Annotated in this window: 19 protein-coding genes; 13 read left to right on the plus strand and 6 right to left on the minus strand. The window is 32.7% G+C overall.

Annotation, left to right across the window (positions count from 1 at the left end; all coding sequences use genetic code 11):
- Nucleotides 1-6: 6 nt before the first annotated feature.
- Nucleotides 7-741: a tetratricopeptide repeat protein gene (locus QBK95_RS22250; RefSeq protein ID WP_280936769.1), complete on the minus strand. Its 735-nt coding sequence runs from the start codon at nucleotides 739-741 to the stop codon at nucleotides 7-9.
- Complete coding sequence (locus QBK95_RS22255) at nucleotides 742-1,284, minus strand: RNA polymerase sigma factor (protein ID WP_280936770.1); 543 nt, start codon at nucleotides 1,282-1,284, stop codon at nucleotides 742-744.
- A gap of 106 nt (nucleotides 1,285-1,390) precedes the next feature.
- On the opposite strand from QBK95_RS22255, the gene QBK95_RS22260 reads away from it, so the two are divergent.
- The 7 genes from QBK95_RS22260 to QBK95_RS22290 all read left to right on the plus strand — a co-directional run bounded on the left by QBK95_RS22260 (nucleotide 1,391) and on the right by QBK95_RS22290 (nucleotide 12,537).
- Nucleotides 1,391-2,752: an OmpA family protein gene (locus QBK95_RS22260; protein WP_280936771.1), complete on the plus strand. Its 1,362-nt coding sequence runs from the start codon at nucleotides 1,391-1,393 to the stop codon at nucleotides 2,750-2,752.
- Between the two features lie 476 nt (nucleotides 2,753-3,228).
- Nucleotides 3,229-4,206, plus strand: coding sequence for a ribonucleotide-diphosphate reductase subunit beta (locus tag QBK95_RS22265; protein ID WP_280936772.1), 978 nt, complete (start codon nucleotides 3,229-3,231; stop codon nucleotides 4,204-4,206).
- A 316-nt stretch (nucleotides 4,207-4,522) separates the two neighbouring features.
- Nucleotides 4,523-6,994, plus strand: coding sequence for a ribonucleoside-diphosphate reductase subunit alpha (locus tag QBK95_RS22270; protein ID WP_280936773.1), 2,472 nt, complete (start codon nucleotides 4,523-4,525; stop codon nucleotides 6,992-6,994).
- 201 nt (nucleotides 6,995-7,195) lie between these two features.
- Nucleotides 7,196-7,708 (plus strand): zinc-ribbon domain-containing protein, encoded by a 513-nt coding sequence (locus tag QBK95_RS22275; protein WP_280936774.1) that lies wholly within the window; start codon nucleotides 7,196-7,198, stop codon nucleotides 7,706-7,708.
- Between the two features lie 12 nt (nucleotides 7,709-7,720).
- On the plus strand, nucleotides 7,721-8,467 hold the full coding sequence (locus QBK95_RS22280) for a CPBP family intramembrane glutamic endopeptidase (RefSeq protein ID WP_280936775.1): 747 nt from the start codon (nucleotides 7,721-7,723) through the stop codon (nucleotides 8,465-8,467).
- A 6-nt stretch (nucleotides 8,468-8,473) separates the two neighbouring features.
- Nucleotides 8,474-9,817 (plus strand): dGTP triphosphohydrolase, encoded by a 1,344-nt coding sequence (dgt, locus tag QBK95_RS22285; RefSeq protein ID WP_280936791.1) that lies wholly within the window; start codon nucleotides 8,474-8,476, stop codon nucleotides 9,815-9,817.
- 101 nt (nucleotides 9,818-9,918) lie between these two features.
- The gene (locus QBK95_RS22290) at nucleotides 9,919-12,537 is read left to right on the plus strand and encodes a T9SS-dependent M36 family metallopeptidase (RefSeq protein WP_280936776.1); all 2,619 of its coding nucleotides are present in this window, start codon (nucleotides 9,919-9,921) and stop codon (nucleotides 12,535-12,537) included.
- Here QBK95_RS22290 and QBK95_RS22295 read toward each other — a convergent pair.
- Entirely contained in the window at nucleotides 12,518-14,308 is a 1,791-nt protein-coding gene (locus tag QBK95_RS22295; protein WP_280936777.1) for a 1-deoxy-D-xylulose-5-phosphate synthase, read from the minus strand. The two genes, QBK95_RS22290 and QBK95_RS22295, sit on opposite strands and share 20 nt — an antisense overlap.
- A gap of 175 nt (nucleotides 14,309-14,483) precedes the next feature.
- On the opposite strand from QBK95_RS22295, the gene QBK95_RS22300 reads away from it, so the two are divergent.
- The 6 genes from QBK95_RS22300 (at nucleotide 14,484) to QBK95_RS22325 (ending at nucleotide 19,219) form a co-directional block, all read left to right on the plus strand.
- On the plus strand, nucleotides 14,484-14,933 hold the full coding sequence (locus QBK95_RS22300) for a nucleoside deaminase (RefSeq protein ID WP_280936778.1): 450 nt from the start codon (nucleotides 14,484-14,486) through the stop codon (nucleotides 14,931-14,933).
- A 16-nt stretch (nucleotides 14,934-14,949) separates the two neighbouring features.
- On the plus strand, nucleotides 14,950-15,714 hold the full coding sequence (locus QBK95_RS22305; RefSeq protein WP_280936779.1) for a cyclic nucleotide-binding domain-containing protein: 765 nt from the start codon (nucleotides 14,950-14,952) through the stop codon (nucleotides 15,712-15,714).
- A gap of 2 nt (nucleotides 15,715-15,716) precedes the next feature.
- A complete protein-coding gene (locus tag QBK95_RS22310) occupies nucleotides 15,717-16,868 on the plus strand; it encodes a DUF294 nucleotidyltransferase-like domain-containing protein (protein ID WP_280936780.1) in 1,152 nt (383 codons plus the stop codon).
- Nucleotides 16,869-17,522, plus strand: coding sequence for a 3'-5' exonuclease (locus tag QBK95_RS22315; protein WP_280936781.1), 654 nt, complete (start codon nucleotides 16,869-16,871; stop codon nucleotides 17,520-17,522).
- Nucleotides 17,523-17,610: 88 nt separating this feature from the next.
- Nucleotides 17,611-18,390 carry a BamP family beta-assembly machinery protein gene (locus QBK95_RS22320; protein WP_280936782.1) on the plus strand — a complete coding sequence of 260 codons (780 nt, stop codon included), beginning with the start codon at nucleotides 17,611-17,613 and terminating at the stop codon, nucleotides 18,388-18,390.
- A 49-nt stretch (nucleotides 18,391-18,439) separates the two neighbouring features.
- A complete protein-coding gene (locus QBK95_RS22325; protein ID WP_280936783.1) occupies nucleotides 18,440-19,219 on the plus strand; it encodes a BamP family beta-assembly machinery protein in 780 nt (259 codons plus the stop codon).
- Nucleotides 19,220-19,265: 46 nt separating this feature from the next.
- On the opposite strand, the gene QBK95_RS22330 is transcribed toward QBK95_RS22325, so the two are convergent.
- From QBK95_RS22330 to QBK95_RS22340, 3 genes are all read right to left on the minus strand, one after another.
- The gene (locus QBK95_RS22330; RefSeq protein ID WP_280936784.1) at nucleotides 19,266-19,463 is read right to left on the minus strand and encodes a cold-shock protein; all 198 of its coding nucleotides are present in this window, start codon (nucleotides 19,461-19,463) and stop codon (nucleotides 19,266-19,268) included.
- Nucleotides 19,464-19,545: 82 nt separating this feature from the next.
- Nucleotides 19,546-19,803, minus strand: coding sequence for a hypothetical protein (locus tag QBK95_RS22335; RefSeq protein WP_280936785.1), 258 nt, complete (start codon nucleotides 19,801-19,803; stop codon nucleotides 19,546-19,548).
- A 16-nt stretch (nucleotides 19,804-19,819) separates the two neighbouring features.
- Nucleotides 19,820-21,604, minus strand: a complete 1,785-nt coding sequence (locus QBK95_RS22340; RefSeq protein WP_280936786.1) for a chloride channel protein — start codon at nucleotides 21,602-21,604, stop codon at nucleotides 19,820-19,822.
- Between the last annotated feature and the right edge of the window lie 4 nt (nucleotides 21,605-21,608).

Genomic DNA, 21,608 nt, shown 5'->3' on the forward strand with positions numbered 1-21,608 from the left:
TGTTGCTTAATTTAGTTGATTAAGTAACTGTTGAGCAGATGTTTTTTTGAAACTTCCTTTTTCTGCAAGTTCTTTAAGTATTATGATAGATTCTTCTTTTCGGTTTTCTTTTAGATATGCCAAAGCTAAGTACCATTTCCCTCTTTCTGATAATTGATCACCAAGTGCTATATGTTGCTCAAGTATAGGAATGGCGTCCTTCGTTTTTCCTGATGCTAATAAAGAATTAGCTTGGTATAATAGGAAATAAGGTTTACGAGTGCTTTCAAACAGTTTACTAAATTGATCAGCGGCTAATGGGTAATTTTTACTTTCATAAGAAGTAAATGCAAGGACTTCTTCACTTTCGGTATTCTCGCCGCGTACAATAGGAGTAACTACATTTTTGTATGGCTCAAAATTCTCAGCATATAACTCATTAGTATCAATTGCAAAAGGATTAAGCAGTGTGATTCCTCCAATTGTAGCGATCAATACGATAGAAGCAGCAATCCATAATTTCTTATAATTAAATAAGGGAACGACTTTAGTTTCTTTTGTAGCAATTTTAGCTTCAAAACCCGCCATACTTTCTCTAAGTTGACTTCGATCTTCAGCACCAGAAACTACTTTTATATTTTTCAAGAATTCAACATCGTTTCTAAACGCATCATCATTCTCTAATAAGTCGTTGAACTGATCTCTTTCAGATTGAGTTAGCTCTGTGTGCAAATACTTATCTATAAGCTCTTCTCTTTCCATTTAAGCAGGGGTTTTAATTAATTCTTTTAGGGATTTTAAACAGCGAGATTTCTGACTTTTCACCACATTTTTGTTTTCGTAGCCTAAGTTATCAGTAATCTCATCAATAGTTAGTCCCCGATAATAGAATAAGGTTAACATTTCCTGACAACGTTTTCCAAGATTTTTAAAATGCTGTCGTAACAGTTGTTGTTCTGCTGTCAATTGTGGCTCTTTAAAAAAATCTTGTGTATCCGAGGTTTCTTTATAGTCTATGCTATTTTCATAAGAGATTGTTTTTTTCTGTTTACGCAGATGGTCGTAAATCATGTATTTTCCAATACTGAATAAATATGTTTTAACTGAACTTTTTATATCATCCAGTTTTCCATTAATGGCATGTTCACGTAATGCGATAAATGCATCCTGATATACATCCACTAATGCGTCATGGTCTAAGTCATATTTTTTTGCAAACTGTAAAAAAGCACTACGATATTCATTGTAGATTTTTTCCAAAGCTTGGTTATGACCTTTTTTCAAGGTTAAGAGTTCTTCCTTCATGTTATATAACCTGATTAGGGTAAATAGGTCAATTTTTATTTTCCGTAGCTAAAGTTAACCTTTTTTATAAAAAGCACACAAAGAGATAAAACCAAACAAAATAATTATGAAAACTATAAAGCAAATCATAGGAGTGATAGTAGTACTTTTTCTTTTGTTAACTCCTCAAGCAACCGAAGCTCAATTTTGGAAAAAAGTGGTGAAAACAGCCGAAAAAGCTGCAGAGAAAACTGTTTTAAAGAAGACAGAAGAAAAGGTTTCTAAAAAAACCAGTAAAACGATAGACGATACTGTTGATGGAAAACCTAAAAAAAATAAAAAGAAGAATAAAAAGAATAAAAAAGGAGCTGTTATTTCTTCTGGTGATCAAGATCAACATCAACAAGAAGATGATATAGATACCAACGAAAAGAAAAATCCTTCTTTTGCTGCATATTCTAAATTTGATTTTATGCCAGGAGAAGATATCATCGCATTTGAGGACTTTAGTCAGGATGAAATTGGTGATTTACCTGGACGATGGAATTCTTCGAATTCTGCTGAAGTTGTAACCTTAAATAATGAAGAAGGGCGATGGATGCAGATAGGAGTAGGGAAAGGGTCTTTTGTGCCAGAGTTTATCGCAGAGTTTCCTGATAATTTCACCTTAGAATATGATGTGATTTTTGATTTTGATGTATCTAAATATACGTATCAAAGAGATTTGATGGTGATTTTTTCTGATTTAGTAAATCCAGCATATCAGATGACTAGTTATAGACCAGGAAAAAATGGATTCTATTTCTCTATAGAAGGAGGGAATAGTTACGGCGGAAAAGTGGAGAGTTTTAAATATGCATCAGATCGTAATCTAGATTTGAGATCTGAAAAACAGATCAGTCAATTGCATAAAAACAATCAAGGAAGAGGAAAGAAAATGCATATTTCTATCTGGAGGCAAAAACAACGTATGAGAATATATGTTGATGAGAAAAAAGTGTTTGATGTGCCAAGAGCCTTTGAGAAAGGAGTTGCAATCAAGAATTTAAAATTCTTTTCTAGAATTACTGAAGAAGATATGTATTATTATATGTCTAATATTAGGTATGCTGTAGGTAAACCAGATGTAAGAAATAAATTATTAACAGAAGGTAAATTAGTCACCTATGGAATTACATTTGACACTGGGAAAGCAACAGTGAAATCAGAATCATATGGAACTATTAAAAAAATAGCAAATGTACTTTCTGAAACTCCAGATATCAAAGTGCTAATCACAGGCCATACAGATAAAGATGGTGATGAAGTATCCAATAAAAAGTTATCAGAAAAAAGGGCAGCATCTGTCAAAGAAGTTCTGGTTCGTGAATTTGGTATTGACGATGCTAGATTAGAAACTGAAGGTATGGGAGAAAGTGATCCGATTGCTACAGAAAATTCATCTGAAGCTAAAGCAAAAAATAGAAGAGTAGAATTTAAAAAAATATAAGTCATTTTTTGTTTTCCGATATATAGTGGAGACGTAAAATATACAATAGAACTTTTAAACTCAGAATTGTTTCGAGATTTAGAAACAATTCTGAGTTTTTAGATGTTGTTTTTTCGTTATTTTCTATTTTTTATAGATAAAAATGAGGGTTTTTAACATACGGTTTTGCCGTAAAATTATTGGTTTTTTAATTTTGTTTTTTTGACCCTAAAAACGTTGTCAGCAAGTGAAAAACAGGTGATTGTTGAAGTTACTAACAAGGTTGTTTATATCTTTTGAAATACATATAAACACCTGTAAACTAATAACTTAATCCAAAATCATTAATTAGGGGGTTTTTACTGCTAATTCCCATCGTGTTGAAAACTTTGTTGAAAACGTTTGCTAACTTTTTGTGAAACTTTTAGTGCATTTTTTGATCTTTGTTAGTCCATAGCGGAAACAAAAAAAACATAAAACTAGCTAAAAGAAAAAAGATGAATGCAGTTGAGCCAATCTTGCAAGAAAATAAAGATAGATTTGTAATTTTTCCTATTAAACATCATGATATTTGGGATTGGTATAAAAAGTCAGAAGCTAGTTTTTGGACAGCCGAAGAAATTGATTTACATCAAGACATTACAGATTGGGCGACAAAGCTTACCGATGATGAGCGTTATTTCATCAAACATATCTTAGCATTTTTTGCGGCTTCTGATGGAATCGTAAATGAAAATCTCGCAGAGAACTTTGTGAACGAAGTTCAATATAGCGAAGCAAAATTCTTTTACGGTTTTCAGATTATGATGGAGAATATTCATTCTGAAACCTATTCTTTATTAATCGATACATATGTAAAAGATGAAAAGGAAAAAGATATTCTGTTTAAAGCAATTGATAATTTTCCCGCAATTAAGAAAAAAGCAGATTGGGCACTAAAATGGATCGAATCTGATTCTTTTGCAGAACGTTTAATTGCTTTTGCAGCAGTAGAAGGTATTTTCTTTTCTGGAGCATTTTGTTCAATTTTCTGGTTAAAGAAACGAGGTTTAATGCCAGGACTTACTTTTTCTAACGAATTAATTTCAAGAGATGAAGGAGTGCATTGTGATTTTGCTGTGCATTTGCATAATAATCACCTAGTAAATAAAGTGCCTAAAGAAAGAATTCGTGAAATCATAGTAGATGCTTTAAATATAGAAAGAGAATTTGTTACAGAATCACTTCCTGTAAGTTTGATAGGAATGAATTCTAAATTAATGACTCAGTACTTAGAGTTTGTTACAGATAGATTATTAGTAGAGCTAGAATGTGAAAAAGAATATGGAACTGCTAATCCATTTGATTTTATGGATATGATCTCGTTACAAGGAAAAACTAATTTCTTCGAAAAACGAGTTTCAGAATACCAAAAAGCAGGAGTGCTTAATAAAGATACCGAAGAAAATAAAATAAGTTTTGATGCTGATTTTTAAACTTTAAAAATCGTTTCAAAACAAGAATATATTCATTCTGAGCTAATCAAAAATAGTGTTTCTATTTGCGTAGCGATTAGCTCAGTTTGATAAAGCTTTCTAAAAGCTTTTCCAAAAACAAAAAAACGGCGAAAGTCATATAATTGTATTTTACTTGTAGAAATACTCTGATTATTGTAATCCTGAGATTTCTTTTTAGTATCTGATTTCGGGGGAAATTAAATGTAATTTATTGGTTTTCAGTAAACAATAAGTAGAACAACACAAATTAATATCACATTCTTCTAAAGAAGAATTTTATAAAAACCAAAAGCGTATGTATGTAGTAAAAAGAGACGGTCACAAGGAGCCAATTATGTTTGACAAAATTACCGCTAGGGTAAGAAAGTTATGTTATGGATTGAACTCTTTGGTAGATCCAGTAAAAGTAGCAATGAGAGTAATAGAAGGGTTGTATGATGGAGTAACTACTAGTGAACTGGATAACTTAGCTGCAGAAGTTGCTGCTACGATGACCATCGCGCATCCAGATTATGCAAAGCTGGCTGCTCGTATTTCAGTTTCTAATCTACATAAAAATACTAAAAAGACATTCTCAGAAGTCGTTACAGATCTATACGAATATGTAAACCCAAGAACAGAGAAAAAAGCTCCTTTGATCTCTGATGAGGTGTATGAGGTGATTATGGCTAATAGAGAGAAATTAGATTCTACAATTATCTACAATCGCGATTTTGGGTACGATTATTTTGGTTTTAAAACATTAGAACGCTCTTATTTACTAAAGATTAACGGTAAAATTGCAGAACGTCCTCAGCATATGTTAATGAGGGTTTCTATCGGGATACATCTTAATGATCTGGATGCTGCCATAGAGACTTATGAGTTAATGTCTAAAAAATATTTTACACACGCTACACCTACATTATTTAATTCGGGAACACCAAAACCACAAATGTCATCTTGTTTCTTATTAGCAACAAAAGATGATAGTATTGATGGGATATACGATACATTAAAACAAACTGCAAAGATTTCTCAATCAGCAGGTGGAATTGGATTATCTATTCATAATGTAAGAGCAACAGGTTCATATATCGCAGGAACGAATGGTACATCTAATGGTATTGTACCAATGTTACGTGTATTCAATGATACTGCACGTTATGTAGATCAAGGAGGAGGAAAACGTAAAGGTTCTTTTGCAATTTATGTAGAACCATGGCATGCAGATATATTTGATTTCCTTGACCTTAAAAAGAATCATGGTAAAGAAGAAATGCGTGCACGTGATTTGTTTTATGCAATGTGGATTCCAGATTTATTCATGAAACGTGTACAAGATGATGCAGAATGGACCTTAATGTGTCCTAATGAATGTCCTGGATTATTTGATATCCATAGTGATGCGTTTGAAAAGGAATATTTACGTTTTGAAGCCGAAGGAAAAGGAAGAAGAACTATAAAAGCGAGAGAACTTTGGGAGAAAATTCTAGAATCTCAGATTGAGACAGGAACTCCATATATGTTGTATAAAGATGCAGCAAATCGTAAGTCTAATCAACAAAACCTTGGTACTATCCGTTCTTCTAACTTATGTACAGAGATCATGGAGTATACAAGTCCTGATGAAGTAGCGGTTTGTAACTTGGCATCTATTGCTTTACCAATGTTTGTAAAAAATGGAGCATTTGATCACGAAGAGCTTTTTAAAATTACAAAACGAGTAACTAAAAACTTAAATAAAGTAATAGATCGTAACTATTATCCAGTAAAAGAAGCTGAAAATTCTAATATGCGTCATCGTCCAATTGGATTAGGTGTACAAGGGTTAGCTGATACTTTTATCCAGTTACGTATGCCATTTACCAGTGATGAAGCTAAGAAATTGAATCAGGAAATTTTTGAAACTTTATATTTTGCTGCTGTTACAGCATCTATGGAGGAAGCTACTGCTGATGGACCATATCAAACATATGAAGGATCTCCAATTTCTAAAGGAGAGTTTCAACATAATTTATGGGGAATTAAAGATGAGGAATTAAGTGGTCGTTGGGATTGGGCAAACCTTCGTAAAGAAGTATTGGAACATGGAGTGCGTAACTCATTATTAGTTGCACCAATGCCTACAGCATCAACTTCTCAGATTTTAGGAAATAATGAAGCTTTTGAACCATATACAAGTAACATATATACAAGACGTGTATTATCAGGAGAATTTATTGTAGTAAATAAACACCTCTTAGAAGATCTTGTACAATTAAACCTTTGGAGTGATGACCTTAAGGATGCGATTATGCGTGCTAATGGATCTATCCAGAATATAGATATCATCCCTCAGGATCTTAAGGATCTATATAAAACGGTTTGGGAATTGAGTATGAAAGATATTATTGATATGTCTCGTCATAGAGGATATTTTATTGATCAATCTCAGTCGCTTAATTTATTTATGGAAGGGGCTACTATGGCAAAACTTACTTCTATGCATTTCTATGCTTGGAAGAGTGGATTGAAGACAGGTATGTATTACCTAAGAACGAAATCTGCAGTGGATGCTATTAAATTTACACTTAAGAGTGAAAAGAAAGAATTACCACAACCAGAACAAGTTGCGGTTGCAGCAGCGCAAGTGATGGAAGCACAATCTGCTCCAAAAACACAACCAGAACCTGAAGCAGTACAAGTCACTACAGAAGGTACAGCGTTGACTCCAGAAGAACTTCGTGCAATTATTGCACAATCAAAAGAATCTGAAGGAGATGACTGTTTAATGTGTGGGTCTTAAAAAAGACTCGATTTATATAGGGTAAAAGGGAAGTTTTTTTAAAAACTTCCCTTTTTTAATTGAGCTATTTTAGGAAATTACTCTAAAAACAAGGGTAACAAATAGTATAGAAAAGGTACTTATATAATAGAAGATTCTTTATATTCTTATACAAAGAGTTAAGAAGTACAAGTTTGTTGTTTTCGAGCTCTTTTAAATTTAATGCAACTTACTCATATGGAAGAAATAGCTATCCAGCAACCGCTATGTTCACAATGTAGTGCCGAAATTACATCAACATCCAAATTTTGTACCCATTGCGGTTTTCCAGAAAATGGTGATGAAAAAGAAAAGGCTGTTTTTCATGCAAAAAAAGCAATGAAGAAAAATGAAATCATGGATGATCATAAAAGGATTAGTTCTGCCAGAAATACTTTGTATTGGATAGCTGGGATAAATCTTGTGTTGGGGTTTATTCATTTCTTTGCTTCTCAAGATATAGCAAGCCTGATTGTTCAGATTATTGTTGGAGCTATATACCTAGTATTAGCATATTGGTCTCAGAAAAAACCATTTGCCGCAATATTGTCGGGATTATTATTTTATCTCACGATGATAGCGATTCTTGCAATAGCAGAGCCAGCTACTATTTTTAGTGGTATTCTGTTTAAAATTATTATTATCGCTTTTCTTGCAAAAGGAGTGTACTCTGCATCTCAAAATTCTAAAGAATAAATAATGCATAATATGGTTTGTAAAACGTGTGACGCATCCTTAGAAACTGCAGTTAATTTTTGTCCTAATTGTGGTGTGCCCATTAGTGTCCCAAAAGGAGAAAGTACAAAAGAACATCTTAATTTAGTGATCTCTTTTTATATAGTAATGTTAGGGTTTTTGATCATTAATTACTTTTTGTATAAAGATGAAAGCTCATTACTTCAGGATATCGCTACAGAAAGTGTTTTTGCACTGATTATTATTGGTTTTACATTTTTTGATTTTAAAAATATAATAAAGCTATATAGATTTCCGAAGATTAATTTTTTGCACTTTTTAGGATATCTATTGGTGCCTTTTGCTAGTGCTTTTCTGGTGTATTATGCCGTAGAATTTATTAATGATCAATTGTCTGATGAAACGTATAATTATTATTTGGGATATATTGATTATCCTAACCCTATGTTTTGGGCAGTTCTTTTTGTAGCTATTTTTCCTCCTGTTTTTGAAGAATTGGGATTTAGAGGTTTTCTGTATAATCAATTACTTAAAATCACTAGTACTAAAGTAACAATCATCCTTACAGCGTTTATTTTTGCGTTAGTTCATTTTTCGGTAATATCTCTTTTATGGATCTTTCCATTTGGCTTATTATTGGGATATTTAAGACATAAATACAATACTTTATGGATCGGGATGATAATTCATTTCATACATAACTTCATAGTGTTATATTTGGACTATTATTATTTTGATAGCACATTGTTAGAATTCTGATTTATGATGAACTGGGAACAGCTCCTATCCTTAAAAAGACAAGGAGATACGAATAAGAGATTACGAAAAGAACAAGATGAAACCAGATTAGGTTTTGAAGTAGATTATGACAGAATCATTTTTTCTTCTGCATTTAGAAGTTTACAGGATAAAACTCAGGTAATCCCATTATCCAAAACCAGTTTTGTACACACTCGATTAACACATAGTTTAGAAGTATCGGTTGTAGGACGTTCTCTGGGTAGAGTAGTGGGGAAAAAGATTTTAGAAAAACATCCGCATCTAACTACCATTCACGGATATCAGTTTAATGATTTTGGGGCAATCGTAGCAGCAGCTTCGTTATCCCATGATATTGGTAATCCTCCATTTGGACATTCAGGAGAAAAAGCTATAGGAGAATATTTTGCCACAGGAAATGGGAAAAAATATAAAAAAGCCTTAACTCCCAAACAATATCAGGACCTTATAGATTTTGAAGGAAATGCTAATGGATTTAAAATCCTTACTGAATCCAGACAAGGTATAGAAGGTGGATTACGATTGTCGTATGCCACACTTGGTGCTTTTATGAAATACCCCAAAGCATCCTTACCCAAAAAACCAACTGCTCATATTGCACATAAGAAATTTGGATATTTTCAGAATGAAAGTACTTTTTTCAAAGAAGTCGCTGAAGAGGTAGGTTTGTTGTCACAAGAAATAGCGAATGAAACTATCTATAGTCGCCATCCTTTAACCTTTTTAGTCGAAGCCGCAGACGATATCTGTTATACAATCATTGATTTTGAAGATGGTATTAACCTAGGATTAATACAAGAAGAATATGCATTAGAATATCTCATTAAGTTAGTAAAAGATACTATTAACACATCAAAATATAATAGTCTAACAACCACAGCTGATCGCTTAAGTTACCTTAGAGCATTAGCTATTAATACACTGATCAAGGAAGCAGCAAGTACTTTTGTTGAGTATGAAAAAGAGATATTATCTGGGAATTTTGACATGGCGTTAATTGATAAAAGTAAGTATCAGGCGCAAATCGATGATATTATTAAAATTAGTATTGATAAAATATATCAAAGTGCAGAAGTAGTAGAAAAAGAGATTGCTGGATATGAAATTCTTGCCACTTTATTGGATCGATATTGTACTGCAACAGATAATTTTAATAATGAACAAGATTCTAATTATGATACATTGATCCTGAAAGCTGAAGGAAGTAATTTTGATTATAAAAACGAGGACTTATATACTAGATTGATAAGTATTAGTAATTATGTTGCCAGTCTTACTGATGGCAATGCATTGTTAAAATTTCAGAAAATCAAAGGGTTAGAAATTTAATTATTCTTCAATAAAGTTAATTTTATTGGATACAAAGTATTTTTTTTGTTGTTTTACTGTCGTTTTTTAAGAATTTTTAAATATTTCATTATATAACAATTATGAAACAACAATACATTTTCTTTTTATTAGTGCTTTTTGCTTTTACGGGTACTCAAATTCAAGCACAATCTTCAAATCTTCAAATAATAAAAAGTTATCTATTAGAAAAAGGAATGGCTGAAGAAGATATTTCTGAGCTTCAAGTTCAAAGAGAGTCGTTTTCTAACAGTCTTAAAGCTACTAATGTATACGTTATTCAGCGATATAAGGATATCCCAGTTTATAATGCTATTGGTAGTTTGGTTGTTAAAAATGGAAAAGTAGTTTCGTTTTCTGGTAAGTTTTATAATAATCTTTCACAAAAAATAAATACGACAACTCCTGTTATAGAACCAGTACAGATGATACGTAATGTTGCCGCTGATATTGGAATACAACCAGTAGATTTGGAGGTTCTAAGTGAAAAAAATGATAATGAATTGGTGCTGTTTGATGAGAATATCTCTCAAGAAAATATACCAGTAAATTTGATGTATGTTTTTAAAGATGATCAATTATTATTGTGTTGGAATTTTAGTATTTATACATTAGATGGGAATGATTGGCATAGTATTAGAATAGATGCTGTTAGCGGAGATATTGTGGATCAAACAAATTGGATGACGGATTGTTCTTTTGATAATCATAATAGTACTTCTGTGTCAAAAAACGAAATGAAGAAATCTTCTTTTGGCTTTAATGAGACATCAAATTTATTAATGGGAGGAACTTATAATGTATTCCCGATTCCTTCGGTAGAGAGTCCTAATCATGGAAATAGAGTTTTAGTTACAAATCCATCAAATGCAAATGCTTCACCTTTTGGATGGCATGATACAGATGGAATTACTGGCGAAGAATTTACAACTACTCAAGGTAATAATGTACTTGCTGCTGAAGATATTGATGCTAATAATGTTCCTGGGAGTCGACCTGATGGTGGCGCTGGTTTAGTGTTTGATTTTCCTTTAGATCAAAATGCATTGGTAGAAAATTTTGAAGATGCTTCGATAACCAATTTGTTTTATGCAAATAATGTGATTCACGATGTTTGGTATCAATATGGTTTTGATGAAACTTCTGGTAATTTTCAATTCAATAATTATGGTAAAGGTGGAATAGAGAGTGATGAGGTTTTTGCTGATGCTCATGATGGTTCTGGATTTAATAATGCGAATTTTGGTACACCACCTGATGGATTCAACCCTAGAATGCAGATGTTTTTATGGAATCCTGTTCCTGATCCTGCTATTGATACATTTATAGTTAATAATGGTGCATTAACTGGAGCGTATGTAACAGCAGATAATGTGTTTAATCCAGGTCACGTAGATGCTCCCGAATCCCCTGATGGATTAACAGCAGACTTAGTATTAGTAAGAGATATTATCACGGCAGATTCTAATGACGCAAATGATGCTTGTGATGTGATTCTGAATTTTAGCGAACTAAGAGATAAAATTGCTGTTGTAAGAAGAGGGAATTGTAATTTTGATGAAAAAGTAGCTAGATGTCAAACATCAGGAGCTGTTGCAGTAATAGTTGTAAATAATATGCCAGGAAACCCTACTCCAATGGGTGGAGATGATGGGACCATCACAATTCCTGCTATTATGATAGGAAGTACGGATGGGGAAGCATTAATAACTGAAATGGCAACTACTACGATTAGTGCAACTATCTCAGATGCAGGAAGAAATATTTTTGCTGAAGATAGTAGTTTTGATAATGGAATCGTTATTCATGAATATGGACACGGAATTTCTACAAGATTAACAGGAGGTGCTGATAATTCTGGATGCCTATCTAATGTGGAACAAATGGGAGAAGGATGGTCAGATTGGTTTGCATTAATGATGACCATTGAATCTGGTGATTTAGGTGGGGATTCAAGAGGTATAGGAACATATGCTTCTGGACAACCTATAACAGGTGGAGGAATCAGACCATTTCCGTATAGTACTAATATGACAATCAATCCAGTAACATATGCAAGTACTAATAACCAGGCTTTTTCGGTTCCTCATGGTATCGGTTCTGTATGGGCATCTGTTTTATGGGATCTTACATGGGCTTTAATTGAGCGAGATGGTTTCGATCCTGATTTATACAATGGTACTGGAGGGAATAACTTAGCGATGCAATTAGTTATTGATGGATTAAAAATGCAATCCTGTAATCCTGGATTTGTAGATGGTAGAGATGGTATTTTAATGGCTGATCAAGTCGCTAATAGTGGAGCCAATGCGTGTTTAATTTGGGAAGTATTTGCTAGAAGAGGAGTTGGTTGGAGTGCAAATCAGGGAACAGCAACTAGTAGAACTGATCAAGTAGAATCTTTTGATATACCTCCTTCTTCTCAGTTACAATGTTTATTAAGTGTAGAAGATTTTGAAGAAGATATTTTTAGAATAACTCCTAATCCATCTCGAGGAAATTTTGTAATTAATGTGTCAAGAAGTTTTGGAGAAAGTAATGTGAGCATTGTAGATATTAATGGAAGAGTCGTTTTAGAAGAAGAGATGCTTCTAAATAGCGCATATAATATCAATGCCGAAAATCTAAGAACAGGAATCTATTTGTTGCAAATTGTTACTGAAAATGGTAATAAGTTCACAACTAAGATTGCGATTCAGTAGATAAAACTGCTTTTAGGACAACCTTCTGGATTTTTTCCGAAGAAATGCCACAAATTTCATATAATTCTTGTGTGGTACCGTGATGGATAAATTGATCAGGAACTCCTAAGGTTGTAATTTTATTAGAAAAATTATTGTCATTCGCGAAAGCTATTACAGAACTACCAAAACCTCCTTTTACAACGCCGTCCTCGACTGTAATAATGGTTTTATGTTTTTGAAATATTTGTTGTAGTAAACTTGAATCTAGAGGTTTTACGAAACAAAAATGATAATGACTTACGTTTTCTTCGATCGTTTTTAGTGCATCGGTAATATTAGTAGCAATAGTACCAGTTGATACAATGGCGATATCAGATTTTTTATCAATGAGGCAGGTTCCTTTTCCAATAGAAATTTGTTCCATTGACAATTGCCAATCGATAATTGTACCTCTTCCTCTAGGGTATCGAATAGCTATAGGTTGCTCTAATCCTAATGAACTGGTATAAAGAAGGTTTCGCAATTCAATTTCATTAGATGGCGCTGCAATTATCATATTAGGGATACAATTGAGATATGCGATATCAAAAACTCCATGATGTGTTGCTCCATCAGCTCCTACTATGCCTGCTCTATCAATACAAAATATAACAGGTAAATTCTGTAAGGCAACATCGTGGATTAGCTGATCGTATGCTCGTTGTAAAAATGTAGAGTAAATGGTGCAAAAAGGGATTAAACCTTGTGTGGCCATTCCTGCAGCAAGTGTAACAGCATGTTGTTCTGCAATACCAACATCAAAAGCACGATCTGGCATCTCTTCCATCATGTATTTTAGAGAACTTCCTGTTGGCATAGCAGGTGTAATACCAACGATTTTTTTATTCACTTTTGCAAGTTCTAAAATTGTGTAACCAAATACGTCTTGAAATTTTGGGGGTTGAGCAACAGATTCTTTAGGAAGTAAATCTCCAGTAGTAGCATCAAATTTTCCTGGAGCGTGGTAGGTTACCTGATTTTCTTCTGCTTGCTTTAGTCCTTTTCCTTTGGTGGTAATAATATGTAAAAGTTTTGGTCCTTTTGTTGTCTTTAGCCTTTCTAAAGTTGCTAGAAGTTTAGGTAAGTTATGTCCGTCAATAGGACCAAAATACTCAAAACTCAATGCTTCAATGATATTATCAGTTTTTGGTTTATACCCAACTTTGGCTTTGGTCAAATATTCTTTTAATGCTCCTACACTTGGATCAATTCCAATAGAATTGTCATTTAAAATGATCAACATATTAGTATCAGTTACTCCAGCGTGATTTAACCCTTCAAAAGCCATACCGCTGGCGATAGAAGCATCTCCAATTACAGCAATATGTTGTTTTGTAGTATCTCCTTTTAGTTTTGAAGCGATCGCCATTCCTAAAGTAGCAGAAATTGATGTAGAAGAATGCCCTACACCAAAAGTATCATAGTTACTCTCACTACGTTTAGGAAATCCACTAATACCATCTAGTTGCCTATTGGTATGAAATAGATTTTTTCTGCCAGTAAGTATTTTATGAGGATAGGCTTGATGTCCAACATCCCAAACTAATAAATCATTGGGAGTGTCAAAAACATAGTGCAAAGCAATGGTAAGTTCAATAACACCAAGACTTGCTCCTAAATGCCCTTCTTTAGTGGCAACGATATCAATGACAAAATCTCTCAACTCTTTTGCTAAATATGGTAATTCATCCACAGAGAGTTTTCGAAGATCTGAAGGGTATTTGATATGTGAAAGTAGTGTGTCTTTCATGCTGTAAAAGTACTATTTTGAATTGAGGTGTAACAATTAAGTTCATAACAACTAAGATGATTGATCTGCAAGTGTTATCCATAAGTATAAAAAGGGTTAAAACTATAGACAAACTTGTGCTCAATCAAAATAGGAAGGATTATATTTATTAGCTTTACTTAAAATTCTATGATATATGTTTGATCCTTATGATGACTCTCATTTTATGCGAAAAGCACTTCAGGAAGCTGAAACAGCTTATGATAAAGGAGAGATACCTATTGGAGCCGTAATTGTTGTAGCCGATAGAGTTATTGCCAGATCTCATAATCTTACGGAACTGTTAAACGATGTTACAGCTCATGCCGAGATGCAGGCTATTACGGCAGCAGCGAATTTTTTAGGAGGAAAATATCTTAAAGAATGTACATTATATGTAACTATTGAACCCTGTCAGATGTGTGCAGGAGCTTTGTTTTGGAGTCAAATAGGTAAAATTGTATATGGTGCAAGAGATGAACAACGTGGTTGTATCACCATGGGAACAAAACTACATCCTAAAACAGAAATGATTGGCGGTATTTTAGAAGAAGAATGTAGTGACATACTGAAACGTTTTTTTGTGGAAAAACGTAACCTTAATTGATATTATTCTTAGCCGAATGAAAAATACAATTGCAGAACGGATACAAGATTTTTTAAAGGAGTTCCCTCCATTTAATATATTAGAAAAAGAAGAACTTCTTGAAATATCTGGTCAGGTTAAAGTGTTGTATTTAGAAAAGGATAATTATGTTTTTCAACAAAACGAAGAATGTCATGAAGAGTTTTATATCGTAAGAGAAGGAGCAATAGGGTTATATAGAATTACAGAAAAAGACGAAGACTTGATTGATATTTCTGATGTAGGTGATTTGTTTGGGCTTCGTGTTATGATTATCAAGAAGAATTATAGAATGTCTGCCAAAGCTGATGAAGAATCGATTGTATATGCAATCCCATCTTCGGTATTTAAACCATTCATAGATACCAACAAAGAAGTTAATAATTTTTTACTCGAAACCTTTGCTACGCATGCAAGGGGTTACTATACAGAGACAGAAAAAGGAAAAAAAATAGATAATACTATTGCTATTGAAGCTGCAGCTGATCTTTCATCCTTACGAACCATTTCATACCGAAAAAAACCACTTATCTGTACCCCAAATGATATTGTTAAGGATATAGCTGTGTTAATGAACATTCATAAAGAAAATGCTATTGTGGTAGTGGATAGTGATAAATATCCGCTCGGTATTATTACAGATACAGATCTTAGGGCAAAAGTGGTAACGGGTTTGTTTTCTGCAGAATCTTTAGCTACCGATATTATGACTTCTCCAGTAAGACATATCCTAAAAAAACAACAGTTGCAGAAGCGCAGATAGCATTGATTAAGAATAATATTAGTCATTTATGTATTACTAAAGATGGAACTCGAGGCTCCAAATTAGTAGGTGTTTTTTCTAATCATGATTTGTTAGTGTCTTTTGGTAATAACCCTTCGGTTTTAATTAAGGAGATAAAAAAAGTAAAACGAATACAACGACTTCGTTACATTAGAAAACAAGTAGAGAAATTACTTAAGACATATTTAGAACAAGATATCTCTACCGTACATATACTAAATCTTATTTCTGAAATAAATGATGCATTGGTTATTAGAATTATAGAATTATCATTAAAAGAAATGCCTTCAGATCCTCCAGTGAAGTTTAGTTTTTTAGTACTGGGAAGTCAAGGTAGAAGAGAACAATTGTTAATTACCGATCAAGATAATGCGATTGTATTCGAAAATGTAAGTGAAGCAAAATATGCATCTACACAAGCGTACTTTTTGGAGCTTGCCAGAAAGATTACCAAAGGGCTTCATACTATTGGTTTTGAGTATTGTTCTGCAGAAATGATGGCTAGTAATCCCAGATGGTGTATGTCTCTTTCTAAATGGGAGACACAGTTTAAGACCTGGATGACGACTCCTACAAAAGAAAGTACCTTATTATCTTCTATATTTTTTGATTTTCAGATGGTCTATGGAAATTTGAATATGGTAAATCAATTATCTGATGTTGTTTTTGATGGAGTAAATAAGAGTCAAAGATTTTTAGGGCTATTGGGCGTAAGTGCATTACAAAAACCATCACCATTGGGGTTTTTTAAACAATTTTTGGTAGAACAGAATGGAGAACATAAAGATAGTTTTGATATCAAGAATAGAGCAATGATGATACTAATTGATGGGGCAAGAATCTTAGCGTTATACCATAATCTTAAAGAGGTAAACAATACGCTAGCTCGTTATGGAAGACTGGCTGAACTAGAACCTACAAATAAAGATCTCTTTGAAAGCTGTGCAAAAGCCTTTAGGGTGTTGCTTAAATTTAGAACTCGTCAAGGATTACTTCATAGGGATTCAGGAAGGTTTATCAAGCTGAGCTCATTGAGTAAAAAAGATAAGTTAAAGCTCAAAAGATGTTTTAGGCCTATACGGGATATTCAAGAAGTGCTAAGAGTAAGATTTCAGCTTAAAACATTAATGTAGATGAATTTTTGGATACGTAGAGAAAACAAAAAACAACCAGATTTCTGGAAAGAATACCTTACTCTTTTTAAGAATAGGCATCAAAAGAAGACTATTGATAAGGTTCGTTTTGTTGTTTTCGATACAGAAACTACGGGTTTTGATTATATTGATGATAGAATTTTGTCAATAGGAGCTGTGGCAATTCATAATAATGTTATTGAAGTTGCTGATCATTTAGAACTATATCTTAAACAGGATGTTTTTAATTCTGATACTGTAGAGATTCACGGAATTAGAAAAAACAACGATTTTAATATGATATCAGAACCTGACGCAATTGAAAAGTTTATCAAATATATTGGGAACTCGATACTTATAGCACATCATGCTGATTTTGATAAAAAAATGATCAATAAAGCCTTGCAAAGAATAGGGCTAGGGAAATTACAGAACAGATTTCTGGATACTGGGGTTCTCTTTAATAATACAAAACACATTCTCTATAGTGCAGACAAAAGAACTAAACACTATAGTCTTGATGAGTTGTGTGACGATCTTATGATTTCTAAAAGCGATAGACATACTGCTTCTGGCGATGCTTTTATTACCGCTATTGCCTTTCTTAAAATCACATCAAAACTAAAAACAGATAAAGTTTCGGATCTTTTTTGATCCTGATTTATTAAGTCATCAAGATTTAGAAATTATAATTTGCAACTGTATCTTTAATATTTCGTCTTTTTTTAAAGATTACATAGAAATGCAAAAAGCACCATACCTTTTTATTTTCTTACTATGTTATATTGGGTTTTCTCAAGAGTCGGATAGGTTGCGAGGTAAAATAGTAGTAGATACATTTAAAACTGGAACTATAAATGTTATTAATCTTACCAAAGGTATCGGTACGATTACGGATGGAGTTGGTTTTTTTGAAATTAAGGCTAAAGTTGGTGATGAGATTATTTTTTCTTCAGTGCAGCATCAGCAGAAAACATATATTGTTACTAAAAAAGATTTAAAACAGGCAGGTTTATCTATTAAATTAGAAATCAAAATCAATGAATTAGATGAGGTCACTGTCTCACAATACGATCTTTCTGGTGAAGTAAAAGAAGATATTAAAAAGATTAAAACCTATGAAGATAACTTACCAATGTTTAATGCCCAAGCGCTAGATCTAACTCCTTTTGTCCATGAAAAAGGAGCAACTACAGTAAGGAACACTACTGTGGATCACAGAAAAAATGCTACAGCTTTTAATTTTATAGCAGCGGGTAGAATGATTGCAAGTCTTTTTAAGAAAAAAGATGCTAAAAAAACAAAATATGTTCGGATTCCAGAGATATCGGATTTTTATAATAGCAATTTTTTAGTGCAGGAATTAAAAATACCAGAAACTGAGTTATATAATTTCATTGATTATTTAAATCAACAAAAAGAAACTAAGAATATTTTAAAATCTGGAGATGAGTTAAGAATATTAGAATTTACGATTATGCAAAGTAAAGTTTTTAATGAGAATCTTAGTGTTAAGGATTAACTGCAACTATATATTTTATAAAAGGTCTTTTTGGTATCAGATCGACTAGATGCAAAGAATTACCTACCTCTCTTTATTTTTTATTACTTTTTCAGGTTTAGCTCAAAAAACTTCTATTCTTAAAGGTAGGATCATTACCGATACAATACAATTGGAAGCGATACATGTAGTCAACTATACACAAGAGATAGGCGCAATTACAGATAAATCAGGGTATTTTGATATCATGGCTAATCCAGGAGATAAGATCATATTTTCATCAGTTCAATTTAGTATTAAAGAATATATTGTTACTGAAAAGGATATACAAGAAGAGAATCTTTTGATATTTTTAGAACCTTTGGTTAACGAATTGGATGAAGTACAAATATCTCAATATTCATTATCTGGCGATATAAAAAAGGATATCAAAAAAATCCCAACGTATGAAGATAATTTACCGCTTTGGAACGCTAAACAACTTAAGAATCTTGGTGTTACCAGACCAAATGACGCACAATCACCTGTAGAAAACCTAGTGTTAGGAAATGGAAATAGTCAGGCATCGATATCAATAGATCTAGGATTATTGATTAATCTGATTTCTGGAGTGTTTAAGAAGAAACCAGAAGAAGTAGCTTCAAAAACTCATGTGTTAGATTTTTATAAGGAGGAGTTTTTTATAAAAGAATTGAAAATACCAGAAACAGAGTTTTACAATTTTCTGGATTTCTTAAACGAAGAAACTGGGATGAGATATATCCTTACTTCAAAAGATGGTTTAAAAATATTGGAGTTTCTGATACATCAGAGTGAAAAGTTCAAAGAAAAAAATAAAATAAGAAAATAAAAAAGGCGCTATACCTATAGCGCCGTTGAAACTTAGAGATATTATCTTAATCGTGGATTACGCGCACTTGTGCAGCGATAACTCCTTTTCTTCCTTCTTCTTCCTGATACTCTACTTTGTCACCTTCATTAAGTGCTTCACCATTTAATCCTGAAGCATGAACGAAAATGTCTTTTCCTGTTTCGTCGTTGGTAATGAACCCGTAACCTTTAGATTCATTGAAAAATTTAACTGTTCCTTCCATTGTAATAAAATAATATTTGAATTATAAAGGTAACTTTTAATACAACACGATTTGTTATGAAAATGTAAATATTTGCATAATTTTAGTTATTGTCAGTTTTTTCTTCGCTGTTAAAATCTCTCATTTTTTTAAGATTTTCTTCTGTTAACATATAGTCTTTTACTTTTTTATTTTTCCATCTATGATAGATAAATAGAGGCATTAAAATAAAAGAAGCTCCTAATATTCCTAGGCCTACCCATTTATCTCCAGTAAGGTGATCTCCAGTGTTTTTATAATAATAACCAATTCCTACAAGAAATATTATAGCGATAAAGAGTATGCGAATGACGTATTTCATTTTTTGTATTTTAGAACTAACGGGTAAAATTAATTAACTTCCTTCGATATGCAGTTAATAATTTTGATTTAGAAATAAAACCATAATATTTTCCATCCTTAATAACAGGTAGATTCCATGCTCCAGTATCCTGAAATTTACGCATAGCCGCTTTAGCATCATCATGTTCATAAATAATGGCAGTATCCACTTGTGTCATTAACATTGCGACAGTAGTTTTATGATAGAGAGAAATGTCGAACATAATATCTCTGATATCATCTAGTGTCACAATTCCTATTAAGGTGTTTAATTCATCAACAACGGGAAATAAGTTTCTGTTAGATTTTGCAACTGCTTCACTTAATAAGTGTTTTAAGGTGTTTTCTGGGTTTACAGAAATAAAATTAGTTTCTATGCAGTCATCCAATTTCATAAGCGTTAGCACAGTTTGATCTTTGTCATGAGTCAATAAATGCCCTTGTTCTGCAAGTTCTCTGGTATAGATATTATGTTCAATTCTATTCTTAGAAATAATAAACGATATTGAAGTGGTAATCATTAATGGAACAAATAACTCATAACTAGAAGTAATTTCGGCAATAAGAAATATGGACGTAAGAGGTGCGTGTAATACACCAGCTATAAGTCCCGCCATGCCTAATAAGGTAAAGTTAGCTTCAGAGACTTGAAACCCCATACCTAGATTATTTATTATTTTAGAAACCACATTACCTAATGAACTACCCATAACCATTGTGGGAATTATAATACCTCCCGATCCTCCTGCTGCAAAGGTAGCTGTCATAGCAATAGCTTTAAATATAGTAATACCAGTTAGTAATGCAATGATCATCCAAACACTGCTGGTCATGTTATCAAAAGGAGTATTTCCAATCGCTGCTAGATGATTTCCATTAAGCAGATCATTAATAAACCCTAAACCTTCTCCATAAAGAGGTGGAATAAAGTATAGCATAACACCAATAGCAAAACCACCAATCAATAAACGATGGATTTTTTTAGGGAAACGATCAAAAAAATGTGAAATCCCAAAATACATTTTAGTAAAATAAATGGATGCAATAGCAGTTCCTATTCCTAAAATGATATAAAAAGGAGTGTCATAAATATCAAACTTTTCTATAACATCAAAACTAAATAACACTTCATCTCCAAGAAAAAAATAAGAAGTAATAATCGAAGATACAGAGGCAAACAATAATGGTAGTAAGGAAGCTAAAGTTAGATCAAGACTAAACACCTCTACAGCAAAAACCAAACCAGCTAGCGGAGATTTAAAAACAGCAGAAATTGCTCCAGCTGCAGCACAAGCAATTAATAAAAAGCGGGTTTTGGTATCTAACTTAAATAATGTACTTATGTTTGAACTTAATGTGGAACCAGAACCTACTGCAGGACCGAGCAATCCAACAGAACCTCCAAAACCTACAGTAATTGGAGCAAGAAGTAGTGGTAAATATCCGCTTAATGATTTTATTTTTCCATCTTTTTTGGAAAGAGAATATAAAATCAATGGAATAGCAGATTGTACGTTTCTTTTAATAATAAACTTAGTAATAACATATACAACAAGAAGTCCAATGACTGGAATAACAAAATAAAATGAAGTTTGCCAGGAAATAATATCACTTTCCAGAACAACCTGAATCAAATGCGTAATGTTTTTTAGTAAAAGAGATATAAGACCAGCACAAAACCCAACAAATATGCTTAGAATAAGAACAAAGTTTTTATTAGGAATATGACGATATCGCCAAATCAAAAACCTATGAAGTAGTGTCTTTTTTTTAGTAGGCATGTAT

The organism is Aquimarina mycalae, from assembly GCF_029906345.1.
In the GTDB taxonomy this organism is placed as follows: Bacteria; Bacteroidota; Bacteroidia; order Flavobacteriales; family Flavobacteriaceae; genus Aquimarina.